This window comes from uncultured Abyssibacter sp., from assembly GCF_964000955.1.
Lineage (GTDB): Bacteria > Pseudomonadota > Gammaproteobacteria > Nevskiales > OUC007 > Abyssibacter.
This window is the reverse complement of sequence record NZ_CAXFCL010000146.1, coordinates 1-17300: the sequence shown is the minus strand read 5'-3', so window position 1 is coordinate 17300 and position 17300 is coordinate 1. Positions and strand designations below refer to the sequence as shown.

Below are 17300 nucleotides of genomic sequence, written 5' to 3'. Positions count from 1 at the left end.
CCGCCGCGCCCTAGCCTGACCGGGGCGGCAGCCCAACGATGCTGGCGGCAAACGCCGCGAACGTATCCGCGATCTGCTCCGGAGTACGGCCACAGTCGGGGCCGTACCAGAACGCCACGCGCGTACCGATGGCGCTGATCGCCCGCAGCGTCAGCAGCATGTCCGCCACCTTGAACTGGCCGCATTGCACGCCTCGTTCGAGCACGTCCACCAGCAGCGATTCCGACTGCTGGCGAACCGCGAGGATCGATTCGGACTTGTGTTCCGACAGCGCGTGCAGCTCCGCATTCGCGACCACGGCGAGCATCGGAAATTCGCAATGCGAATGCACGTGGGCCCGGACCAGGGCCTCGAGCCGGACGCGCGGGTCCGGCTCCACATCCAGCAGTGCGCTGCGAAGACGCCGATAAAGCTCCTCGTGGCCGATCCGCAACAGCTCGGCCAGAACGTCCTCCTTCGAAGGGAAATGCGCGTACATGGTCGTCGGCTGCACCCCCGCCCGACCACAGATGTCGCGGACGGATGTACCGCCATACCCCTGATCGGCGAACAGATGCAGCGCCGCCACCAGGATTCGCCCACGCGCCCGGCGCAGATCAACCTGCTCGGGCAGTTCCGTCGTGCGGGCGACGATACGGCGATTGCTGACGTTCCTGCTGGCGGAAACGGACATGACTAGAACAATGGTTTGTGTGGTCATGGGAATGGTAGCCGTTGGAGCAGCTACTTAGCCAGCGAGTATTGACCAATAAATAGAACAAACGTTAGTGTAGATTTCAGATCGTGACCCGGGCTCAGGAGGAGACGTGCCAGACCACGACGAACTGGTGATGTCCCATGGGGGCAGCCGCCTGAGCTACAGGAAGACCGGTACGGGACCTGCCGTTCTGCTGCTGCACGGACTGGGGTCCGGCGCGCGGGACTGGGAGCCCCAGACCCTGGCGCTGGCGGGCCGCTTCACCGTCATCGCGCCCGACCTGCGAGGACACGGAATCTCGTCCCCGGCCTCGGGAGCGATCGACATCGCGGAACAGGCCGCCGACATGGCGACACTGCTCATGCGGGAGGGCATCGACCGCGCCGATGTCGTCGGCATGTCGATGGGGGGAGCCATCGCATTGCAGATGGCGCTGGACTTTCCCGAGCGGGTTCGGTCACTGACCGTGGTCAACAGCCGGTCGGCCTTTGCGCCCCGTAGCTGGCGAGAACGGCTGACGTACTGGCAGCGTCTGCTGATCGTGCGGCTGCTGGGTCTGCCCCGTCTGGGACGTATCCTGGCCGGGCGGCTGTTCCCCGATCAGCCAGGACTGCAAGCCTGGTTCATCGAGCGCTTCGGCGACAATGACCAAACCAGCTACCTGGCCGCGTTGCGCGGCCTGGCGGCGTGGTCGGTGGTGCACCGGCTGGGTGATATCCGTTGCCCCACGCTGATCGTCGCGGCGGATCAGGACTACACGCCCTTGCAGGACAAGCGCGATGACTGCGCGCGCATACCCGGCGCCCGGCTGGCCGTCATCGAGGACGCACGCCACGCGGTCACGGTCGAGCGACCACAGGCGTTCAACGCCGTGCTGCTGTCATTCCTCGATGGCGAGACGATGGAGGCGACGGCATGAGGCAGCTGCTGACCGGCGTGCTGATGGCCTGCCTCGCGGGCACCGCCGCGGCCGCTCCGGACGTCATCCGCACCGAGACCGGATGGCTGCAAGGACAGGCGGCCGACGACGGCATGCCGGTGACCCGCTATCTGGGAATCCCGTTCGCGGCGCCTCCCACGGGAGCACTGCGGTGGCGGGCGCCGCAACCACCCGAGCCCTGGCAGGGCACCCGGACGGCGACGGAGTTCGCGCCGGCCTGCGCCCAGATCGGCAACTTCTTCGCGAGCGACGATGCGGCCACCTTCGGCCAGCCCTACGGGTCGGAGGACTGCCTTTATCTCAACGTCTGGGTGCCGACGTCCGATGCCGGTCCGCCGAGACCGGTGCTGGTGTTCGTCCACGGAGGCGCGGGCATCGCAGGCAGCGCGTCGTTGCCCGCCTACGATGGCAGCCGTCTGGCTCACGAGCTCGACGCCGTCGTCGTGTCGATCCAGTACCGGCTGGGCATCTTGGGCGGACTGCACCGCCCCGAACTGAAGACGGGAGACCCGCTGGACGATTCCGGCGCCTTCGGCCTGCTGGATCAGATCGCGGCGCTACGCTGGCTCCAGAACAATGTCGCCGCCTTTGGTGGAGACCCGGAACGGGTCACCGTGATGGGGCACTCGGCCGGCGCGGTCAGCCTGTGGTCCCTGTTTCGCTCCCCGCTGGCCACAGGGCTGTTCTCGCGAGCGATCTCGCTGTCCGGAATCCCGCTGAGTCACGATGAGGCGGCGCTGGACAAGCGCGCCCGGCGCTTTGTCGACAAGCTGACCGAAACGGGCCACGACATCAGCGATGCCGACGACCTCCGGGCGCTGACCACGGCCCAGGTGCTGGAAGCCGGCGCCGATCTCAAGGCGATGGGCGGATTTCGCGACGGCACCGTGCTGCCGGATGCCGATCCCGACTCGGCGGCGGGCCTGCTCAACGCCGTCCCGACGCTGATCGGCAACGTCGACAACGAGGCCAGCATGCTGCTGGTCTTTCGCTACAGCCATCTCGACCGGCAGGAACTCTGGAACCGGTTCCAGAACCACGAGGACGCGCGCCGCGCCGACCTGCTGTCCTTGTTCGCCAATCTCCGGTTTCGCATCGCCAGTCGTCTGTTCAACGGCCTCGTCAATAGGCGCCTGGACAACAGCGCGGAACTGCTGCGCGAGACCGGCGTTCCGGTCTATCGCTACGTGTTTGCCTGGGATGATTTCGAGCCGCCGTGGCGCGACATCTTCGGCGCCTGCCATGGCCTGGACATTCCCTTCGTGTTCGGCAATTTCCAGGAACAGCAACCGCATTTCTTCCGGTTCGCCTGGTCGCCACGAACACTGGCCGATCGCGAGTTGATCCATCGGGACATGGCGGTGGCCATCGCGAACTTCATCCGCCAGGCCGACCCCGATCCGCTGGGAGACGACTGGCCGGCCTGGGATGACCGTGAACAAATGAAACGGATTCGGTGACATGTCCGCAGACAGACTGTTGAGTTCGACCGGCCCTGTCGCACTGGTGGCGGCGCTGCTGGTGGCGATGCCGACGACGGGCATCGCGAAGGAACCGATGCCGGCCGACAAGGCGACGATGCTGGAGTGGATCAGCGCAATCGAACGCCAGGGCATTCGCCGTCCCGGCTATGCGGCGGACGAATGGGTGGAACGCTGGGGGCGTGACCGGTTCATCGAATTCGGCCTGCAGGATGTCCGCCTGGAACCGTTCGAAGTGCTGCGCTGGGAGGCGAAAAGCTGGTCGCTGGCGGTCTGGCCACGCGGCGAGCAGGACAAGACCGTCATGCTGTCAGCCTGGCCCGTGCCACTATCAGCCGAAGCCGCCGGGCTGACCGGCGAATTGCAGCTGACGGACGCCGACACGGCGATCCGGGCGGGCAGCATCGCCGTCGAGCCCTACCAGCTGATGGAGTTCAGCCAGCAGCGGATGCGCGATCAGGTCGCCCGCTGGCACCACGATCCCGACGGCGATTTCGACACGCTGGACCAGACGGTGCCGATGGGCCGCCGGTTCCAGCATGTGCTGGAACCGGCCATTGCCGCGGGCGCCCGGGCCTGGCTCGGGATACTCGATTTTCCCTGGCAGGGCGATCGCTACTACGTGCCCTACGACGCCCGCCCCCGGGACATCCCAGGACTGTATCTGAGTCGGGCCAATGGCGACCGCCTGCTGTCTCTCATGCGGCAGGGCCCGACGGAAGCGCGCATCAGCGTGCACCGGGAGCTCCGTGAAAGCGTGTCACACAACGTCGTCGGCGTACTGCCCGGCCAGTCGGACGAGTGGATCCTGATCGGCACCCATCACGACGGCCCGTGGAATTCCGCGGTGGAGGACGCCAGCGGCGTGGCCATGGTGCTCGCCCAGGCTCAGTACTGGGCGCGCGTACCCGCCGAGCAGCGGCCGCACAACATGATGTTTCTGCTTCAGGGCGGGCACATGTCGCATGGCGCCGGACTGCATCACACCGCCAAGACATACGCGGAGCTGTTGCGAACCAAGGTGGTCGCGGCGATCCACCTGGAGCATGTCGCGCGGGAAGCGACGGTCTCCGACGGCCAGCTGGTCCCCACCGAAAAGCCCGAAGTGCGCTGGTGGTTCACCAGTTACATGCCCGCACTGGAGCGGTTGGTCGCCGAGGCGATCTGCAGCCATGACCTGGGACGCTCGCTGATGATGCCGCCGTACGGCTGGCCCAAACCCGAGGCAACGCGCCCGCCAACGGACGCATCCCTGTTCTTCCCCACCACGCCCGCGGTCAGTTTTCTCCCCGCACCCATGTACCTGTTCGATCCCGCGGATCGTCTGGACATGGTCCATGGCGATTCGCTGGAACCGGTGACGGCGGCGGTGATTGACATTGTTCGGGGGCTGGAGGGGATCGACGCCGCCTCGTTGCGCGCAAGCGAATACCAGCCACCTGGCGACCGCGCCCTGCCCGCCTGTGAGCGGCGACATGGCGACACATGACAACAAGCAATAACTCCCGCATGGAGCGAGACGGATATGCACGTGATTCGCAGACCACTGTCAGCGATTGTGGTCGTTCTGATCCTGGCCACGCACACCGGCACTGCGCGCGCCGATGACGGCCTGGGGTTCCTGTTCGATGAACAGGACGACGTTCCCCGCGAAGACGGGGGCGGCCCCGATTCCGCTGATCCGGAAAACGCCGATGCGCAGGACGACGAGGCCCCGGAGGTCGAGGTGATCCATCTCGACGAACAGGAACCTCACCGACCGCCGCCGAAACCCCGCGACCGCGCCGTCCTGGAGGAGATTGTCGTGACCGCGACCAAGCGCGAGAAGTCACTGCGGGACATTCCGATCTCCATTTCCGCGATCGATGGCGAATCGCTGGAAGACCAGGGTGTGCTGAGCATCAACGACGTGCTCGAGAAAACCCCGGGCGTGACCGGAAACTCCGCGCGGCCGGGTGATCAACGCATCGTCGTTCGGGGCATCTCCACCAGTGCGTCACCGACCAGCACCGTGCCGTACCCGGTCGGCATCTTCATCGGCGACACCGCGCTGAACGAACCCTATGCGGCCAGCATCACGCCGGATCTGTCGGCCTTCGACCTTGCTGCCGTGGAGGTGCTCAAGGGGCCCCAGGGAACCCTGTTCGGCGGCGCTGCGCTGGCCGGCGTGCTGCGCTACCGCCTGAACGACCCGATCCCGGACGAGTGGGAAACACGCTATTTCGCCCAGTCCATCGTGCCGGACGAGGGCTCGCGGGCATTCGCGCAGGGCGTGGTCGTCAACGCGCCGCTGCTGGGCGACTCCGGCAACCTCGGTGCGCGCCTGGCCTACATCCGTCGGGAGTATCCCGGTGTGACCGATGACCTGCGGCGGGAACAGGCCGCCAAGGACGTGAACCGCGGGGAAGGCGATCAGTTTCGCGCCGCGTTGCTGTGGCAGCCCACCGACGCCCTGCAGTTCAAGTTCACCTACCTCGATCAGGACTACGACGCGGCGAACGGGCTGATACTGGCGGGTTCCGCGGACGGACCGCGTGCGACCCGCGGCTCCCTGCTGCCCTGGCCCAACCGCCATCGCTTCGCCCTGTACAACCTGGAAGCCCAGTACGACTGGGACCATGTGCGACTGGTGTCCTCCAGCTCCAGGACCGAGAAGGAGCGCTTCAACATCATCGACACCTACGGCAGCCTGCTCGGCCAGCCGCTGCCGAGCACGCCCGACCTGCTGGCGATCCCGTTTCTCACCGACCAGGAATCGACCTCCTTCCAGCAGGAACTGAGGCTGCAATCCACCGGCGGCGGCGCGCTGGAATGGCTGGTGGGCGCCTACTATCTGCGATCACCGATTCGCTACTTCCTCGAACTGAATGCCGAAGCGCTGAATCAGGCCGGAACACTGACCGAGGACACGCTGCAGATCGTCTACGATCTCGCCGACACGCTGGGCCTTGAGGACACGCTGTCCGGCCTGCTGGAAACGCTCGTGCCCGGCTCCGACAACCTCGCCTGCGAGCTGTCGGTGCTTTGCGCGGAAACCAACGCGCTGGCGGAAGAGCGGGCGCTGTTCTTCGACGTGACCTGGTCACCCTGGCACGCAGTGGAACTGTCACTCGGAGCACGGCTCTACCGCACCGCGGTCTCCGGGGGATTCACCGGCCAGGGCATTGGTGCGCGGCTGGTGAACAACGGCATGTCACCGGCGGATTTCACCACCACCATCACCGATGAGGGCATCAATCCCAAGGCCGCCGTGACCTTCCGGTTCACCGACGATCACTCGCTCTACGTGCTGGCCAACAAGGGATTCCGCTTCGGCGGCATTCAGAACATTCCCGAGGACGAAGCGCAGAACGTGCCCGGAACCTACGAGTCGGACTACATCTGGAACTACGAACTCGGGCTGCGCACGCGCTGGTTCGACAACCTGCTGGAGTTCGATCTCACCGCCTTTCACATCGACTACACCGATGCCCTGGTCGTGTTGAAGAACGCGATCCAGATCAACTACTACGACAACGTCGGCAGCGCGGAAAGCGACGGCATCGAAGCCAGCCTGCGCTGGCTCACGCCGATCCCGGGCGTGATCCTGTCGCTGAGCGGGGGCATGGTCGACGCTCACACCACCGAACCCTTCGAGGCCGGAAACAGTGTGGTGCCGGCCGGCACGCCGCTGCCGGGTTCGGCCGAATACCAGTACAGCGCGAATCTGGCCTTCGTCGGCTCGCCCGACTGGACCGTCAACGTGTCGGCCCTGGTCGGCTACGCCTACGTCGGTGAGACCTACTACCAGATCGACAGCGACAAGACGGTCAACGACTACGGCACGGTCAACCTGGGGCTGAACTTCAGCGTGCCGTCGCTGCCCGGCCGACCGTCGCTGGCACTGAACGTGATGAACCTGACGAACGAGACGGCGCCGGTGAACATCATCGGATCCTCGGTCGGCAGCGATTTCTACATTCTCAACGCGCCGAGGACGATGACGGCACGCCTGGGTCTGGAGTTCCAGTGATGCGACGTGTCCTCGCCCTGGTCGCGCTGACGCTGCTTGCCCCCGGCCCGGCCCGCGCGCAGGACCCGGCGCCCACCCCGTGGCCGGTCTCGGTCGCGCGCGACGGTTTCACCGCCGATCAGGCGGCCCGAGTGCTCGGGCAGTTCGCTCCGCAGCAGCTCGCAACCGGCGGGAATCAGGCGCTTTATGCCTACCTGAACATGGCGCAGTTCTTCCCGCACCAGGTTACCCCCCGCGCGGGCGGTATCCGGGTCATGCCCCGTCGGGCCCGCCCGGAACTCGGATCCGTTCGGGTGGAAACGGCACTGGGGCACCTCACGCTCGACGCACTGATGAACGATCCGCGCAGCCGGATACAGGGCCTGCTGGTGATCCACCAAGGCGACATCGTGTTCGAACGCTATCCCGGCATGCGGGAAGACGACAGCCACCTGTGGTGGTCGGTGGCCAAGGTGCTCGCCGGAGTGCTGACCGAACTGCTCATCGACGAGGGCCAGCTGGAGCGCGACCGGAATGTCGTCGCCTATCTCCCCGAATTGAAGAACAGCGGCTGGGATGGCGTGCAGGTGGGTCAGGTGCTCGACATGACCAGCGGGATCGCGGCGCTGGACAGCGCGGAAGCCTATGTCGATCCCGACTCCGGCATCGGTGGCCTGATCCACGCCGAGGGCATCCTGCAAGCACCCGCGGGCCACGCGGCGATCGGGCACGATCAGGCGCTGCGGCGGATGCGGTCGGCCCGCGAGCCCGGGACGGCCTACGGTTATTCCTCGGCCAATACCAATGTGCTGGCGTTGCTGATCGAGCACGCGACCGGCCAGCGTTTCGGCGAGGTCGTCACCCGGCGCATCTGGTCGCGCATCGGCGCCGAGGGCGACGGACTGCTCGGACTGACCCCCGATGGGCGGGCCATCGCTCACGGCATGTTTTCGTCACGCCTGCGCGACCTGGGCCGGCTGGGCCTGTTGTTCACGCCGAGCGGACATGACGAATCGGTGCTGCCCCGCCGCGTGCTCGAACGCATCACCGACAGCGGGCGCAATCAGGCGTATCTGAATACGCCCGCGGCGGCGACCGCGGCGCAACGTCGACTCGGCGAGCGCCCCGTCAACGCGCTTGCCCAGTGGGACGCGCTGTTTGCGGACGGCGACCTGTTCAAGTCCGGCTTCGACGGTCAGGCCCTGTACGTGTCACCGGCGCGCGACGTGGTCATCGCCATGTACGCCACATCCAAGGACAAGAGCGCCTACGCCTACCTGCGCGAGATCGCCGCCCGGTTTCCCGTGAACGCGGCGCGCGACTGACAGCATCACCCACCTCCGGGTGACCCCCTCGCTCGCCGAGCGGCAAGATCCGCTTCGAATTGCGCCGTTGTCGTCGGCTCCAGACCGTTGGCCAGGTCGAATGCCCGACGGTTCTCGAACAAGCGCGCCATCCGGGCGTACTCATCCGAGTCGATGGGTACCAGTCGCTCACCGTCGCTGAGCCAGTGCTCGCCCAACCACAGCGTCGCATCGGACTCGGTGTTGAGAAGCACCAGGCGATAGCGGGCTTCCGGCAGGTCATCAGTCCATGGCAGCAAGTCGCAGACCATGTCCGACAAACGCTCAACGGTTTGCTTCCCGGAGTTGTTGCTGCCAGCGAAATTCGGGTTGCGAGATGCAGGCCCGGCATAGCGGATCGCCCATTGCTCCCCGGCCTCAACAAATGAGTGGGCCGAGCGCAGGTCAAACGCGCTCCCGTCATGGGCCGGGACAATCGGATCGCAGGGACGCGTACCCGCATCCTCATCATCAGAAGGAGCTTCGTCGCTCGAATCCAACACTGCGGCAGTGTCGTTGGACGAACCCTCGTTGCCGACATCTCGCTCAGCGAGCTCTTCGTCGTGCTTACCGGGCCCCGTGGCCGACCGATCGGAAGCGATCTGGCTTGACTCGTCCGTCGGCGTGGCGCCGGGGGCTGACCACGGGTTCGGGAAATCGGCGGGGCTCGACGCCGTCATGCTGTTGTTTGGCGCACCCTCGTCCGCATCCCCTTTATCGGAAGGTGCTCGTGGCAACCGAGCCTCATCACCGCTATTCGCAGCGGCCGATTGCGTCGATGCCGGCGAAACCGGAGCCGGCACGCCCCGCTCACCGAATCGCCCGGTGAACCACCAGAACGCCGTTCCCAGCACCACGATTGCCACGGCTGTCCATCGCATGAACGGATTCAAGCACGGCGCCTGATATTCCGCGACCCACACGCTTTCTTGACACGTCCCCGTGGAGACTGGGGCCGCGAGCATTCGACGGGAGCGGATGCCTCGCGGGACGGGGACGACAAGATCGGGGAGAGGATCATGAACGAGACGGCGCTGATTTCGGCCGATCAGACTTGGCTGTTACTGGCCATTCTGCTGACGGCGGCGGCCGTGGGCCTGTGGGCCGATCGCCAGCCCTGGGGAAGCCGGGTGTCCGGCGCGGTGGTGTCGATTCTGGTCACCTTCGTGCTGACCAACACCGGCGTCGTGCCGGTGGCGGCACCAATCTACGATCAGGTCTGGAGCATCGCCGTCCCGCTGGCGATTCCGCTGTTGCTGCTGCGCGCCGACCTGCGCCGCATCGCCCGCGAATCCGGCCCGATGCTGCTGGCGTTCGTGATCGGCGCGGCGGGTACGGTGGCCGGCGTGCTGGTCATGCGCAGCCTGCTGCCGCTGGGGGAACTGGATGCGCAGCTGTCCGCGGTGTTCGCCGCGACCTACATCGGCGGGTCGATGAACTTCGCCGCGACCGCGCAGGCGGTGAATCTGACCGACGGCGCGATCCTCAGCGCCGCTGTCGCCGCGGACAATCTGCTGATGACGGTGTTCTTCGTGATTCTGTTCGCGCTGCCCGGCATCCCGCTGATCGCCCGCCGCTTTCGTCCGCCCGCGGCCGCGATCACCGAACAAGCCGGCACCGACACGCCCGACGCCGACACCGGCTCGCTGGCCAGCGGTCTGGCCTTCGCCGCGATCGTCTGCGCCATTGGCTACGGCATGCAGACGCTCACCGGGGTGCGCGGATCGGCGGTGCTGATCATCACGGTACTGTCGGTGGCGGTGGCGACACTGCGCCCGCCCACGGCGCGGCGTCTGACGGCCGCCGAACCCTTCGGCTATCTGCTGATGCAGGTGTTCTTCGCGACCATCGGCGCCAGCGCGAACATCTGGGTGGCGATGTCGGCGGGCCCCACCGTGTTCTTCCTGGCCGCCGGGGTGCTGAGCATCCATCTGCTGGTCATGCTGATCGCCGGCCGGATCGCGGGCCTGTCACTGCCGGAACTGGTCGTCGCCTCCAACGCCAACCTGGGCGGACCCACGACGGCGGCGGCGATGGCAGCCGGCAAGCACTGGCCCGGACTGGTCACGCCGGCCGTGCTGGTCGGCACGCTGGGTTACGCTGGCGGCACCCTGGTGGGCGTATCCATCGCCCATCTGCTCGGCTGAGCGGTCAGGATCCGCCGTCGGCAGCGCTGACTCGCCAGATCGTGTTGCCAACGTCATCGGCCACCAGCAGGCTGCCGGCGGCATCGAAGATCACGCCGACGGGCCGGCCAAGCGCTTCCTCGTCGTCGCTGAGAAAGCCTGTCAGCACGTCGACCGGCTTGCCCGCGGGGCTGCCATTCTCGAACGGCACGTAGATCACCTTGTAGCCGCTTTTCGGCCGCCGGTTCCAGGAGCCGTGCTGGCCGATGAACATGCCCTGTCGCCAGCCGTCCCCGAGCCCCGATTCATCGGCGAAGGTCAGTCCCAGCGAGGCGGTGTGTGCACCGAGTGCATAGTCCGGCACGATGGCGCGCTCGACCAGCTCCGGTTTCTGCGGCTGGACGCGCGCATCGACATGCTGGCCGTAGTAGCTGTACGGCCAGCCGTAGAAGCCGCCGTCCTGAACCGAGGTGGCGTAATCCGGCACCAGATCGCTGCCGATCTCGTCACGTTCGTTGACCACGGTCCACAGCGCACCCGTCTCCGGCTCCCAGTCCATGCCGACGGGATTGCGCAGACCGGTGGCGAACAGGCGCATCTCGCCGCTGGCCACGTCCAGCTCCCAGATCGCCGCGCGGCCTTCCTCGGCCGCCATGCCGCGTTCGCCAACGTTGCTGTTCGACCCCACCGCCACGTAAAGCCTGGAGCCGTCCGGGCTGGCAAGCAGATTCTTGGTCCAGTGATGATTGATCCCGGCAGGCAGGTCGACGACCTTCTCGCCCGGGTCATCGATCACCAGGGCACCATCGGGATACTCGTAGCGCCAGACCGAATCGGCGTGGGCGACGTAGAAGTCGTCGCCGATCAGCGCCATCCCGAACGGCGAGTGCAGTTCTTCCAGGAACTTGGAACGCTCGTCCGCGGAGCCATCGCCGTCGGTGTCGCGCAGCAGCGTGATCCGGTCCGGGCTGGTCACGCCGGCACCGGCTCGCGCCATGATCTTGCCGGCGACCCAGTCCTTCAATCCGCCACTGTCCTTGGCCGGGGCGTTGGACTCGGCGACCAGAATGTCGCCGTTGGGCAGGCGATAAAGCCAGCGCGGGTGTTCCAGCCCGGTGGAGAACGCGGTCACCCGCAAACCTTGCGCCGCGGTGGGCGCGGCATCCAGCGGCCAGCCCACCGCGGGGGCCACGTTGACCGTGGGCATCAGCGTCTTGGTCGGCGGCGGCAGGGTCGGATCGGGCCCCTGCCCTGCCTCGACGGGGAGCGTCGCCGCCTCGGGGAACATCAGCTGCCTGACCAGCAGGATCAGGCCAATGATGACCACCAGGACGACAATCAAACGGACCAGATGACGCTTCCCTGCCATGGACGCTCTCCTTTGCTGCAATCGGCGACCGAACCCGGCCGTCGCTCCGCGACACGAGCATCGCACCTTAGCGTGCGCCGCGGCGCTTTCAAGCAGGGCGACCGGACCCGATGTCCGATCCTCCGCCGGGCTAGCCGCCCTCGGTCACCTGACGAAGCTGCGGGAACAGCAACACGTCGCGAATCGACGGCGAGTCGGTCAGGAACATCACCAGACGATCGATGCCGATGCCCTCGCCGGCCGTGGGCGGCAGGCCGTACTCCAGCGCCCGGATGTAGTCGGCGTCGAAGGCCATGGCCTCGTCGTCGCCACCGGCCTTCGCGGCCACCTGGGCCTTGAAGCGCTCGGCCTGATCCTCCGGGTCGTTGAGCTCCGAGAATCCGTTGGCGATCTCGCGCCCGGCCAGGAAGAACTCGAAACGGTCGGTCACGTCCGGGTTGGCATCACTGCGGCGTGCCAGCGGCGACACCTCGGTCGGATACTCGGTGATGAAGGTCGGCTGCATCAGCCGGTCCTCGACGGTTTTCTCGAACAGTTCGAGCTGCAGCTTGCCGAAGCCCGCATCCTTGGGCACCGGCACGCCGTGGCGCTCAAGCTGCGCCTTCAGGTAGTCAACATCTTCGAGCTTGCTCGCATCCAGATCGTCGTTGTACGCCAGCAGCGAATCACGCAGCGTCAGCCGCGTGAACGGCTGGCCAAGGTCGTAGGACTCGCCCTGGTAGACCACGACGCTGTCACCGGTCACCGACAGCGCCAGGTCCCGAAGCATGGTCTCGGTCAGGTCCATCAGGTCGTTGTAGTCCGCGTAGGCCTGATAGAACTCCAGCATGGTGAATTCCGGATTGTGGCGCGTGGACACACCCTCGTTCCGGAAATTGCGGTTGATCTCGTAGACACGCTCGATGCCGCCGACCACCAGCCGCTTGAGGTACAGCTCCGGTGCGATGCGCAGATAGAAATCACTGCCCAGCGCGTTGTAATGCGTCACGAAGGGCTTGGCCGCGGCGCCGCCGGGCAGCGGCTGCATCATCGGCGTTTCCACTTCCTGGTAGCCGAGGCTGTCCATGAAGTGGCGGATGAAGCGGACGATGGCGGCGCGCTTGCGGAACACCTCGCGCACATCCGGGTTGACGATCAGATCGACATAGCGCTGGCGATAGCGGGTCTGGGTGTCGGTGAGCCCGGCCCACTTCTCCGGCAACGGGCGCAGCGACTTGGTCAGCAGGCGCAGGCTGTCGCACCAGACGGACAGCTCGCCGGCCTTGGTCTTGAACACGCGGCCGGTGGCGCCGACCACATCGCCGATATCCCAGCCCTTGAACGCGTCGTAGACGCCCTCGGGCAGATCATTCTTGCGCACGAAAAGCTGAATGCGGCCGGACGAGTCCTGGATGTCGACGAAGCTGGCCTTGCCCATGATCCGCCGGCTCATGATGCGACCGGCGATCGCCACCGTGGCGCTCAGGCCTTCCAGCGTCTCGGCGTCGCGTTCGCCGTACATGCCGTGCAAATCGGCGGCCAGCGCGTCGCGGCGAAAATCGTTCGGGAACGCCGCTCCCTCGCCCTGGCGCAGCTCGGCCAGCTTCTCCCGACGCTGGGCGATCAGCTTGTTCTCGTCCTCGGCGGCCTCGGCCTGCGGGGTCTGTTCGGGCGTATCGGTCATCGGTCAGCTTCGGTCGGGCTCCGCCGCGGCGGAGCGAATGATCACACGCCCTGCTTCAGGGACGCTTCGATAAACGGGTCGAGATCGCCGTCCAGCACGGCCTGGGTGTTGCCCACCTCGACATTGGTGCGCAAATCCTTGATCCGCGACTGGTCCAGCACGTAGGAGCGAATCTGGCTGCCCCAGCCGATGTCGGACTTGCTGTCCTCCAGGGCCTGGGCATCAGCGCTGCGCTTCTGCATCTCCAGTTCGTACAGCTTGGCCTTGAGCTGCTTCATCGCGCGATCCTTGTTCTGATGCTGCGAGCGCTCGCTCTGGCATTGCACCACGACGCCGCTGGGGCCGTGGGTGATGCGAACCGCCGATTCCGTGCGGTTGACGTGCTGGCCGCCGGCGCCGCTGGCCCGGTAGACATCGATGCGCAGATCGGCCGGATTGATCTCCACCTCGACGGAGTCATCGATCTCCGGTGACACGAAGACCGCCGCGAACGAGGTGTGACGACGCGCGCCGGAATCGAACGGCGACTTGCGCACCAGCCGGTGCACGCCGGTTTCGGTCCGGAGCCAGCCGTAGGCGTAGCCGCCGGACACCCGCACCGACGCGCTCTTGATCCCCGCGACTTCGCCGGCGGAGCATTCCAGCAATTCGGTCTCGAACCCGCGACGCTCGCACCAGCGCAGGTACATGCGCAGCAGCATCTCGGCCCAGTCCTGGGCTTCGGTGCCACCAGACCCCGCCTGGATGTCGACAAAGCAGTTGGATTCGTCCAGCTCGCCGTTGAACATGCGCTGGAACTCCAGCGTCTCGGCAGCCCTGGCGATGCGGGTCACGTCACCGATGATCTGCTGCAACACCTCGTCGTCGGATTCCTCCAGCGCGAGCTCCAGCAACTCCTCGGCGTCGTCCAGCCCGGTCACGGACTGTTCCAGCGGCTCCAGCGTGGCTTCCAGCCGGGCCTTCTCCTTGCCCAGCTCCTGCGCTCGCTCGGGCTCGTTCCAGACGTCGGGCTGGCCGAGCTCGGCCAATACCTCGTCGAGACGCTCGCGTTTGGCCGGTGCGTCAAAGATAGCCCCGAAGTGCGTCGAAGCGCGCCTTCAGGGCCGTGATCTCCTGAGAAATCTGATTGGGTTCCATGGGAGCGGGGCTCACCGGGATTCCGAAAAAGGGCGCGGAAGGATACACAAGCCATCCGAAGGCGTCATCACGGGCGATTGCGTCAGGGGAAACCGCGGTTGCGACCCGGTGAACCGCGTGTTAACAATCCGTGATTGAACTGTCGCACAATAGGCGTCAGTGAGGTTGAAGGAACAACCGACAGCACGTGAGGGACGAGACGTGAATAACATCCGCATTGGGGGAAAACGAATGATCAGTCGATTGGTGGCCACCGGCGTTGCTGCAGTCCTGCTTGCCGGCATGACCGCGCAGGTTCAGGCGCAGCAGGAAGACAAACGCTTCTACGTCGCGCCGATGGCAATGTACACGCTGGTCGACGATGATCGACTGCTCGATGACGCGATCGGCGGCGTGCTGTCCGTCGGCAAGCCGCTGACCAGCGGCCTGAACTTCGAACTCACCGGTTGGCTGTCCGAAGCCGACTATGAGGACTCCACGGTCGACGACAGTGCAGAGCTCAAGGGCTTCGGCGCGTCCTTCCTGCTGTTCCCGAACCGCGAGAAGCTGCCCGTGTTCGGGATCATCGGCGTCAGCCACGGCACGACCGAGGTGCACCCGGCGGCTGGTGGACCGGCCAACTACGACAGCACGGTCGGCGACATCGGCATCGGCGCGATCTTCCCGGTCTTCTCCGATCGCATCTACGTGCGCGGCCAGGCGATGTATCGCTACGATTCGCACAGCCGCCGCGATGCCGGCACCACCGGCAACGACGGCTTCTACGAGGCGGTTGCCGCGCTGGGACTGCACGTGACGATCGGCAAGTCCGCGGCCACGCTCGCCGCGGAGAAGGAAGCCGAGGAAGCCGCGCTGGTGCCCGTCGTGCAGGATTCGGATAACGACGGCGTGAACGACGACGCGGACGCCTGCCCCGGCACGCCGGCCGGCGCGAAGGTGGATTCGCGCGGCTGTGAACGTGATTCCGACGGCGACGGCGTGCTGGACAGCAAGGATCAGTGCCCGGGCACGCCGGCAGGTCAGGCGGTCGACGCCAAGGGCTGCTCGCTGGACGGTGACAATGACGGCGTGCTGAACAACCTGGATCAGTGCCCGAACACGCCGGCCGGCGTCGAGGTGCTCGCCGATGGTTGCGCGCTGACCAACGACTGCCGCATTCCGCAACCGGGTGATCAGGTCGACGCCGACGGCTGCGCCGTCACGCAGTCCGTGATCCTGCGCGGGGTGACCTTCGATCTGGATTCGGCACGCCTGACGCCGAACGCCAAGGCGATTCTCGACACCGTGGGCGACGCCCTGCTCTCCATCGAGTCGGTGGACGTCGAGATCGGTGGCCACACCGACAGCCTGGGTTCCAACGCCTACAACGCCAAGCTGTCCAAGCAGCGCGCCCAGTCGGTCAAGGAGTATCTGACCGAGCGTGGCGTGGACGCGGCCCGCATGGAGGTGCAGGGTTACGGTGAAGCCGAACCGGTGGCTCCGAACGATACGGCCGAGGGCCGGGAGCTGAACCGCCGCGTCGAGTTGAAGATCCTCGAATAGCGGTTGATCGCGGACCAACGCCCCCGGTCGTCACTGGACGGCCGGGGGCTTTTTTTGTGTCATGACCGCCCGCGAACACCGGATTGCCCCATGAGTGAGCAACTGCCCGACATGCTGGCGGAGTTGATCCGCCCCCTGCTGTCCGCGGAAGATCGTTACGAGGCGTGGATCGACAGTCCGGACCCCGGACTGCCGCGGGCCCTGCGCGCAAGAACCCCGTCGCTGGACTGGATCGATCGGCCATCGGCACGGGTCGAACTGGCCCTGCTCGACCTGCGGTCAGGCAGTCCTGACGCGCGCGAACTCGCGCATTGGCGCGATCTGGGCGCCGCGCATCTGCTCCTGCTGACACCCCGGCACGACGGCTTCGACCGGGAACTGATCGCACTGGGGCTCAGCGTGCTCGCACGCTCCGAGGCCTTCGAGGTCTGGTCCTTCGACATCGCCAGCTACAAGGCCACGCCAGACTGGCTCAACCCGAAATACTGGGCGCACCCGGAGCGCTGGGGCCAGACACGCTGGTAACGCGCCTGAAGGCGTCAACTGCCCTATTCTTGTGCGATGGAAGCCGCCGTCGCCGAATATGGAATCTTCGCCGTCGTCATCGGAACGATCTTCGAAGGCGAAGCCGCACTGCTTCTGGCCGTGTTCCTGGCCCACAACGGCTACTTCCCGCTACGCGATGTGATCGTCGCCGGCTGGATCGGCGCGGTGCTGGGCGACCAACTGTGGTTCTATGCGGGCCGCACGCTGGGGCCGCGATGGATGGAGTCACACCCCGGCTTCGCGCGACGGGCGATGCGGGTGCGGGATTTCGTCATCCGGCACCAGTACATCACCATGCTGGGTTTCCGCTTCGCGATCGGCATGCGCACGGTGATCCCGTTCGCACTGGGGCTGGTTGGCATCCCGCGTCTGCGCTTTCTCGCGTTCAACCTGATCTCCGGGCTGGTCTGGGCCACCGTCTACGCCACGATGGGCGCGGTCATCGTCGGTGCCGTCACGCGCATG

The 17300-nt window shown here is 66.3% G+C and carries 14 protein-coding genes; 9 read left to right on the top strand and 5 right to left on the bottom strand.

Annotated features, from left to right (window positions below; all coding sequences use genetic code 11):
• Nucleotides 1–10: 10 nt before the first annotated feature.
• Nucleotides 11–700, bottom strand: coding sequence for a TetR/AcrR family transcriptional regulator (locus ABNS06_RS07120; protein ID WP_348673504.1), 690 nt, complete (start codon nt 698–700; stop codon nt 11–13).
• Between the two features lie 106 nt (nt 701–806).
• Between ABNS06_RS07120 and ABNS06_RS07115 the strand changes: the two genes are divergently transcribed.
• The 5 genes from ABNS06_RS07115 to ABNS06_RS07095 are packed head-to-tail and all read left to right on the top strand — an operon-like array spanning nt 807 to nt 8434.
• A complete protein-coding gene (locus tag ABNS06_RS07115; protein WP_348673503.1) occupies nt 807–1616 on the top strand; it encodes an alpha/beta hydrolase in 810 nt (269 codons plus the stop codon).
• On the top strand, nt 1613–3097 hold the full coding sequence (locus ABNS06_RS07110; RefSeq protein ID WP_348673502.1) for a carboxylesterase family protein: 1485 nt from the start codon (nt 1613–1615) through the stop codon (nt 3095–3097). Before ABNS06_RS07115 ends, ABNS06_RS07110 begins: the two co-directional genes overlap by 4 nt.
• Before the next feature lies 1 nt (nt 3098).
• Complete coding sequence (locus ABNS06_RS07105) at nt 3099–4607, top strand: M28 family peptidase (protein WP_348673500.1); 1509 nt, start codon at nt 3099–3101, stop codon at nt 4605–4607.
• 42 nt (nt 4608–4649) lie between these two features.
• Nucleotides 4650–7130, top strand: a complete 2481-nt coding sequence (locus ABNS06_RS07100; protein ID WP_348673498.1) for a TonB-dependent receptor — start codon at nt 4650–4652, stop codon at nt 7128–7130.
• Nucleotides 7130–8434, top strand: coding sequence for a serine hydrolase domain-containing protein (locus tag ABNS06_RS07095; RefSeq protein WP_348673506.1), 1305 nt, complete (start codon nt 7130–7132; stop codon nt 8432–8434). Before ABNS06_RS07100 ends, ABNS06_RS07095 begins: the two co-directional genes overlap by 1 nt.
• 5 nt (nt 8435–8439) lie before the next feature.
• On the opposite strand, the gene ABNS06_RS07090 is transcribed toward ABNS06_RS07095, so the two are convergent.
• Nucleotides 8440–9345, bottom strand: coding sequence for a hypothetical protein (locus ABNS06_RS07090; protein WP_348673497.1), 906 nt, complete (start codon nt 9343–9345; stop codon nt 8440–8442).
• A 126-nt stretch (nt 9346–9471) separates the two neighbouring features.
• Between ABNS06_RS07090 and ABNS06_RS07085 the strand changes: the two genes are divergently transcribed.
• Nucleotides 9472–10599: a DUF819 family protein gene (locus ABNS06_RS07085; protein ID WP_348673495.1), complete on the top strand. Its 1128-nt coding sequence runs from the start codon at nt 9472–9474 to the stop codon at nt 10597–10599.
• 4 nt (nt 10600–10603) lie between these two features.
• Here ABNS06_RS07085 and ABNS06_RS07080 read toward each other — a convergent pair whose 3' ends face one another.
• From ABNS06_RS07080 to prfB, 3 genes are all read right to left on the bottom strand, one after another.
• Nucleotides 10604–11947, bottom strand: a complete 1344-nt coding sequence (locus ABNS06_RS07080; RefSeq protein WP_348673494.1) for a sorbosone dehydrogenase family protein — start codon at nt 11945–11947, stop codon at nt 10604–10606.
• A 130-nt stretch (nt 11948–12077) separates the two neighbouring features.
• A complete protein-coding gene (gene lysS, locus ABNS06_RS07075) occupies nt 12078–13610 on the bottom strand; it encodes a lysine--tRNA ligase (RefSeq protein WP_348673492.1) in 1533 nt (510 codons plus the stop codon).
• A 41-nt stretch (nt 13611–13651) separates the two neighbouring features.
• Nucleotides 13652–14747 (bottom strand): peptide chain release factor 2 gene (prfB, locus tag ABNS06_RS07070; protein ID WP_348673491.1). Its coding sequence is split into 2 segments (ribosomal slippage): nt 13652–14674 and nt 14676–14747, totalling 1095 coding nucleotides; the frame shifts between segments, so codons are not numbered across the junction.
• 231 nt (nt 14748–14978) lie between these two features.
• Here prfB and ABNS06_RS07065 point away from each other — a divergent pair.
• From ABNS06_RS07065 to ABNS06_RS07055, 3 genes are all read left to right on the top strand, one after another.
• Nucleotides 14979–16289 (top strand): OmpA family protein, encoded by a 1311-nt coding sequence (locus tag ABNS06_RS07065; RefSeq protein WP_348673490.1) that lies wholly within the window; start codon nt 14979–14981, stop codon nt 16287–16289.
• A 90-nt stretch (nt 16290–16379) separates the two neighbouring features.
• Nucleotides 16380–16814, top strand: a complete 435-nt coding sequence (locus ABNS06_RS07060) for a DUF6231 family protein (RefSeq protein WP_348673489.1) — start codon at nt 16380–16382, stop codon at nt 16812–16814.
• 36 nt (nt 16815–16850) lie between these two features.
• Nucleotides 16851–17300, top strand: a 450-nt coding sequence (locus ABNS06_RS07055; protein ID WP_348673487.1) for a VTT domain-containing protein, incomplete at its 3' end; no start/stop codon positions are given.

What these genes read in the sequence shown, in the direction of transcription:
- ABNS06_RS07085 (WP_348673495.1), top strand. Translation starts at nt 9,472, where the DNA reads ATGAACGAGACGGCGCTGATTTCGGCCGATCAGACTTGGCTGTTACTG.
- ABNS06_RS07105 (WP_348673500.1), top strand. Translation starts at nt 3,099, where the DNA reads ATGTCCGCAGACAGACTGTTGAGTTCGACCGGCCCTGTCGCACTGGTG.
- ABNS06_RS07095 (WP_348673506.1), top strand. Translation starts at nt 7,130, where the DNA reads ATGCGACGTGTCCTCGCCCTGGTCGCGCTGACGCTGCTTGCCCCCGGC.
- ABNS06_RS07120 (WP_348673504.1), bottom strand. Translation starts at nt 700, where the DNA reads ATGACCACACAAACCATTGTTCTAGTCATGTCCGTTTCCGCCAGCAGG.
- ABNS06_RS07065 (WP_348673490.1), top strand. Translation starts at nt 14,979, where the DNA reads ATGATCAGTCGATTGGTGGCCACCGGCGTTGCTGCAGTCCTGCTTGCC.
- lysS (WP_348673492.1), bottom strand. Translation starts at nt 13,610, where the DNA reads ATGACCGATACGCCCGAACAGACCCCGCAGGCCGAGGCCGCCGAGGAC.
- ABNS06_RS07110 (WP_348673502.1), top strand. Translation starts at nt 1,613, where the DNA reads ATGAGGCAGCTGCTGACCGGCGTGCTGATGGCCTGCCTCGCGGGCACC.
- ABNS06_RS07060 (WP_348673489.1), top strand. Translation starts at nt 16,380, where the DNA reads ATGAGTGAGCAACTGCCCGACATGCTGGCGGAGTTGATCCGCCCCCTG.
- ABNS06_RS07080 (WP_348673494.1), bottom strand. Translation starts at nt 11,947, where the DNA reads ATGGCAGGGAAGCGTCATCTGGTCCGTTTGATTGTCGTCCTGGTGGTC.